The sequence below is a fragment of the Mesorhizobium sp. M0698 genome (assembly GCF_040320455.1).
Lineage (GTDB): Bacteria > Pseudomonadota > Alphaproteobacteria > Rhizobiales > Rhizobiaceae > Mesorhizobium.
In genome coordinates this window covers 1-4,774 of the sequence record NZ_JAMYPQ010000064.1, presented here as the reverse complement: position 1 = coordinate 4,774, position 4,774 = coordinate 1, and the positions used below count along the sequence as shown (strand labels likewise).

The window sequence follows — 4,774 nt, the reverse complement described above, 5'->3', positions numbered from 1 at the left end:
CCTTCCACGACCAGACCTTGCCCAAGGAGGCGCACAAGCTGGCGCATTTCTGCTCGATGTGCGGACCGAAATTCTGCTCGATGCGAATTTCCCACGACATCCGCGCCGAAGCGCAGAAGGAGGGCATGGCGGCGATGGCGGCGAAATACCGCGAGGGCGGCGATCTCTACGTGCCGGCGGACGAGACCGGCGCACCGCTTTCGCCACAGGCGCATGAGCCATCATGAAGGTGCTGGTCAAAGGGGCCGGCGTTGCCGGCCTCACCGCGGCCTTCGAGCTCGCCGCACGCGGCGCGGCGGTTTCCGTTGCCGAGACAAGGCCTGGCCTTGGGGGCAATGCGTCGTGGTTCGCCGGTGGCATGTTGGCGCCATGGTGCGAGCGTGAAAGCGCCGAGCAGCCGGTGCTGGATCTCGGATGCGACGCCGCCGACTGGTGGGACGCCGCAACGCCCGGCTTGGTAACACGACGGGGAACGCTGGTCGTGGCCGCGCCGCGCGATGCGGGCGAGCTCGACCGGTTCGCCAGCCGCACGTCGGGCTATCGGCGCGTCGAGGAAGATGAAATTGCCTTGCTGGAGCCCGACTTAGCCGGCCGCTTCCGCCGCGGACTGCTCTTTCCCGATGAGGGCCATCTCGATCCGCGCCAGGCGATGGCAGCGCTTCATGACAAGCTCGCGGCCATGGGTGTCGAATTCCACTTCGGCGCCGACGCCCAGCATGTTTTTGGTTTCGATCGTCAGATCGATTGCACGGGAATGGCAGCCGCCGATGACAGGTTGCGCGGCGTTCGCGGCGAAATGCTCATCCTGCGCACCCCTGATACCTCGCTGTCGCGCCCGGTCAGGCTGCTGCATCCGCGCTTTCCACTCTATGCAGTGCCGCGCACCGACCACCGTTTCATGATTGGTGCGACGATGATTGAAAGCCGGTCCGCCAGACCGGTCACGGCGCGCTCCATGATGGAGCTTCTGGGTACCGCCTATGCCCTCCATCCGGCCTTTGGCGAGGCCGAGATCGTTGAAACCGGTGTTGGCGTCCGTCCAGCCTTTCCCGACAATTTGCCGCGCGCCGAAACGAACGGTGAGATCATCGCGATCAACGGGCTCTATCGTCACGGTTTTCTCCTAGCTCCCGCCATGGCGCGCCAGGCTGCCGACCTGGCTTTCAATCAAGACGGAACCAAGGAGCTTGCTCATGAAACTGATGGTCAACGGCAAAGTGCATGAGGTTGCCGCCACCACGCTGGCCGAGCTGCTTGCCGCGCTTGACTATGAGGGCGATTGGCTCGCGACCGCCGTCAACAACGACCTCGTGCACAAAGCCAGCCGGGCGGAATTCCAATTGAACGACGGCGACCGGATCGAAATCCTCTCGCCGATGCAGGGAGGCTAACATGTTCGAACTTCTCGGGACGACGCTTCCCTCCCGCCTGCTTCTCGGCACGGCTCAATATCCTTCGCCGGCTATCCTTTCCGATGCGGTCAAGGCGTCGGGCACGTCGGTGCTGACCGTCTCCTTGCGCCGTGAAATGGCAGGCGGCAGGGCCGGCGAAAAATTCTGGTCGTTGATCCGCTCGCTCGGCGTCAGAATCCTGCCCAACACTGCTGGCTGCCACTCCGTCAAGGAAGCGGTCACGACCGCGAAGATGGCGCGCGAAGTCTTCGGTACGAGCTGGGTCAAGCTCGAAGTGATCGGCAACCACGACACCCTGCAGCCGGATGTGTTCGGTCTGGTCGAAGCCGCCCGCATCCTGTGCGAGGACGGTTTTGCTGTATTCCCCTATACTACCGACGATCTTGTCGTTGCCGAGCGGCTGCTGGACGCGGGCTGCAAGGTCTTGATGCCGTGGTGCGCGCCGATCGGTTCCGCCCTCGGACCCATCAACATCACTGCGCTGCGCTCGATGCGCGGGCATTTCCCGGGCGTTCCGCTGATTGTGGATGCGGGGCTCGGACGGCCGTCGCACGCGGCGACTGTCATGGAACTCGGCTTTGACGCCGTGCTCCTGAACACGGCGGTCGCCAGGGCGGCCGATCCGGTCGGCATGGCGCGCGCGTTCGGCAAGGCGGTCGAGGCCGGTCGTGAAGCTTTCAGCTCCGGGCTGCTCGAACCGCGCGACGTCGCAATGCCATCGACACCGACCATCGGCAGGGCAGTATTTTCATGAAGCTCGATCCCTTCTACCTGATCGTCGACAGCGCTGCCTGGATCGAACGGCTGGTGCCGCTCGGCGTCAAGCTGGTGCAGCTGCGCATCAAGGATAGGGACGAGGCCACGCTGCGGACGGAAATCCGCCGCGCGAACGGCGTCTGCGCGGTCCATGGTTGCCAACTGATCGTCAACGACTATTGGCGCACGGCAATCGAGGAAGGCTGCGACTTCGTCCATCTCGGCCAAGAGGATTTGGCTGCGGCCGACCTGCTGGCGATCAAGTACGCCGGATTGAAGCTCGGGCTTTCCACGCACGATCATCTAGAACTGGAAACGGCCATCGCTGCCGAGCCCGACTATATCGCGCTCGGCCCCATCTATCCCACCATCCTGAAGCAGATGAAGTGGGCGCCGCAAGGGCTCGAGCAGATCAGCGAGTGGAAGCATCGGGTGGCGCCGATCCCATTGGTCGCCATAGGCGGCCTCACCCCTGACCGGCTCGACGGTGTCTTCGCGGCTGGTGCGGACAGCGCGGCAGTGGTGACCGACATCACGTTGAATGCCGATCCCGAAGCGCGCACGCGAGAATGGATCGAAAAGACAAAGCCATGGCGCTGAGGCGAGAACCGCATGTGCTCGTGGTCGGCGGATCAGACTCCAGCGGTGGGGCTGGAATTGCACGCGATATCGACACGATCTCTTCCATTGGCGTGCGCACCTGCCTGGCCGTCACAGCGCTAACGGTGCAGACGCACCATGCGGTCATGGAAATCCACTCTATGCAACCCGGTCTGGTGGCCGGTCAGATGCGTGCGGGGTTGCAGGCCAACAAAGTGGCGGCCATCAAGATCGGGATGCTCGCCACGGTGGAGATCGTCATTGCGGTTGCCGGAGTGCTGCGCGAAAATCCGCAGGTGCCGGCAGTGCTCGACCCGGTGCTGGCGTCGACGTCAGGCCGGGCGCTCCTGGAAGCCGGCGCCATCGCCGCCCTGAAATGCGATCTGATGCCATTTTGCCGTCTGGTCACCCCCAATCTCTTCGAGCTGGCACTCCTTGTTGGCTCGGAGCGGGCAGTGGATGAGGACGGCGTAGTGTGGCAAGGCCAAGAATTGCTGGCAGCCGGCGCGCGGGCTCTGCTGATCAAGGGCGGCCATGCATCGGGACCGCAATCAACCGATATTCTGTTGCGCCCCGATCACGAACCAGTCCGCTTTGACACGCCGCGTCTTGCCGCATCGATGCGCGGGACGGGCTGCATGCTGGCCAGCTCGATTGCGGCACATCTGGCGAAGGCGCAATCAATCGAGTACGCCGTGCGCCAGGGCAAGCTCTTTGTGTTAGAAAAGCTTCGGAAAACCCCAGCCGAATAGCCGTAGAGCCGGCTCAAGCGTTCAGCGGCTGACGCTGAAATGGAAGCCGTAGCCCTCCTGCCCTTTTTTCACAGGGCGTGACGGGATGAGGCCGCTTTGCAGATCGGAATTCAGCGGCGCCGAGACAAGCTGCCCTGCCAGGCCGGGAAAGTAACGGGACTCTTCCTGCGGCGAAGCGCACTGCCAGTCAGGCATGGGGATGCACTTGTGCCTCCTGGCGAGTGTGAGGCCGCAGGAGCGAGGCATTTCAGCGCGGCGGGGGCCGCCGGATCTGGCCCCGCAGTGCTGGAGCAAAGCAAAGGCCGGTTTGAGACGATTCCGGGGATTTCTACGAGGCTGCTCGCGACGCCGGCGTTGAGTTCTACCAGCTCCTGAGCGGCATACGCGACCAAACCCGGTTGAGTGTCACCGCAGGGATGTTCCACGAGTGGGACAAACAGCTGCGGGACTGGCTGGTCCGCGAATTACGACACTGGCATCGAGGGGATACGGCAGCTGCGAAGGTCTGGTCAGCGGATTTCGCCAAGATTGCAGACCTCCTGGAAAGTTTCGGCTGGAAAGTCCGAAGCACGGACTACTTCAAGACGCTCGATGCGTGCCGGTTGGTGGTCAACGTCTACAAGGACGGCGCCGGAAAATCGCTGGATGACCTGAAGAAAACCTGCTCCGAGTATCTAGACGATCCGCTCAAAGGCACTCGGCCGCCGTGGTCAGAGAAACTGCTGAACCACACGCACCTCAAGGTGAGCGATGACCAGTTCCAGACGTTCTCAGACGCGATTGTCGCGTTCTGGCGCGACGTCCCGGCAATGCCGTAGGTGGCAGCAACAGGTTCCTGATTGGTTTGAAAAGGCCATTCTCAGTGATCGCGCCCAACGATAAGCACGCCAAGGTTTTACCCTCGCATATATCTTCGCTCCCGCTCCCGGCCATAAATTCTGCCACATATCTGCATTGCCGGGAAAGGTGCCATGCGTAACGCATTGGTCGATGGGCGAAGATTCCGCCCGCAAGCGGGTTTCGGGGGCTCTTGCCCGCATTGCGGTACAGACATGATCCCGCGCGCGGCAGCGTCTGGGTTTGGCATTAGGCCAATAAACGAACACGTCGTTGGGTCAGCAGACAGCTATCTGTTCGGCCGGTCAGACCGCCAAATTCGGTTCATTCAGAGATAGTGTGCTGAAGGTTCTGCAAAAAGTTTTGGAGAGAGAACGGCGCTTGCTCTGAGGGGCGAGCGGCCATGGCACGGTGGTG

At 62.6% G+C, this 4,774-nt stretch carries 7 protein-coding genes and 1 pseudogene; 7 read left to right on the top strand and 1 reads right to left on the bottom strand.

The genetic code is table 11. From position 1 onward, the window contains the following. The 6 genes and pseudogenes from NKI16_RS33805 to NKI16_RS33780 form a co-directional block, all read left to right on the top strand. Nucleotides 1-227, top strand: a pseudogene (locus tag NKI16_RS33805) (phosphomethylpyrimidine synthase ThiC); the annotation flags it as partial. After that, nucleotides 224-1,225: a glycine oxidase ThiO gene (thiO, locus tag NKI16_RS33800; protein WP_352924779.1), complete on the top strand. Its 1,002-nt coding sequence runs from the start codon at nt 224-226 to the stop codon at nt 1,223-1,225. The pseudogene NKI16_RS33805 and the gene thiO, both read left to right, overlap by 4 nt. Next, on the top strand, nt 1,194-1,391 hold the full coding sequence (thiS, locus tag NKI16_RS33795; RefSeq protein WP_023679205.1) for a sulfur carrier protein ThiS: 198 nt from the start codon (nt 1,194-1,196) through the stop codon (nt 1,389-1,391). The genes thiO and thiS overlap by 32 nt, the downstream gene beginning before the upstream one ends. Nucleotide 1,392: 1 nt before the next feature. Further along, nucleotides 1,393-2,166 (top strand): thiazole synthase, encoded by a 774-nt coding sequence (locus NKI16_RS33790; protein ID WP_352798275.1) that lies wholly within the window; start codon nt 1,393-1,395, stop codon nt 2,164-2,166. Beyond that, complete coding sequence (locus NKI16_RS33785; protein WP_352642954.1) at nt 2,163-2,768, top strand: thiamine phosphate synthase; 606 nt, start codon at nt 2,163-2,165, stop codon at nt 2,766-2,768. The genes NKI16_RS33790 and NKI16_RS33785 overlap by 4 nt, the downstream gene beginning before the upstream one ends. Further along, a complete protein-coding gene (locus NKI16_RS33780) occupies nt 2,759-3,520 on the top strand; it encodes a hydroxymethylpyrimidine/phosphomethylpyrimidine kinase (protein WP_352924781.1) in 762 nt (253 codons plus the stop codon). Before NKI16_RS33785 ends, NKI16_RS33780 begins: the two co-directional genes overlap by 10 nt. A gap of 21 nt (nt 3,521-3,541) precedes the next feature. On the opposite strand, the gene NKI16_RS33775 is transcribed toward NKI16_RS33780, so the two are convergent. Continuing rightward, the gene (locus NKI16_RS33775) at nt 3,542-3,715 is read right to left on the bottom strand and encodes a hypothetical protein (protein ID WP_023737084.1); all 174 of its coding nucleotides are present in this window, start codon (nt 3,713-3,715) and stop codon (nt 3,542-3,544) included. Between the two features lie 203 nt (nt 3,716-3,918). Here NKI16_RS33775 and NKI16_RS33770 point away from each other — a divergent pair, with 203 nt between their 5' ends. Beyond that, nucleotides 3,919-4,338, top strand: a complete 420-nt coding sequence (locus tag NKI16_RS33770; RefSeq protein ID WP_352924777.1) for a hypothetical protein — start codon at nt 3,919-3,921, stop codon at nt 4,336-4,338. Nucleotides 4,339-4,774: the final 436 nt, after the last annotated feature.

What these genes read in the sequence shown, in the direction of transcription:
- thiO (WP_352924779.1), top strand. Translation starts at nt 224, where the DNA reads ATGAAGGTGCTGGTCAAAGGGGCCGGCGTTGCCGGCCTCACCGCGGCC.
- thiS (WP_023679205.1), top strand. Translation starts at nt 1,194, where the DNA reads ATGAAACTGATGGTCAACGGCAAAGTGCATGAGGTTGCCGCCACCACG.
- NKI16_RS33790 (WP_352798275.1), top strand. Translation starts at nt 1,393, where the DNA reads ATGTTCGAACTTCTCGGGACGACGCTTCCCTCCCGCCTGCTTCTCGGC.
- NKI16_RS33785 (WP_352642954.1), top strand. Translation starts at nt 2,163, where the DNA reads ATGAAGCTCGATCCCTTCTACCTGATCGTCGACAGCGCTGCCTGGATC.
- NKI16_RS33780 (WP_352924781.1), top strand. Translation starts at nt 2,759, where the DNA reads ATGGCGCTGAGGCGAGAACCGCATGTGCTCGTGGTCGGCGGATCAGAC.
- NKI16_RS33775 (WP_023737084.1), bottom strand. Translation starts at nt 3,715, where the DNA reads ATGCCTGACTGGCAGTGCGCTTCGCCGCAGGAAGAGTCCCGTTACTTT.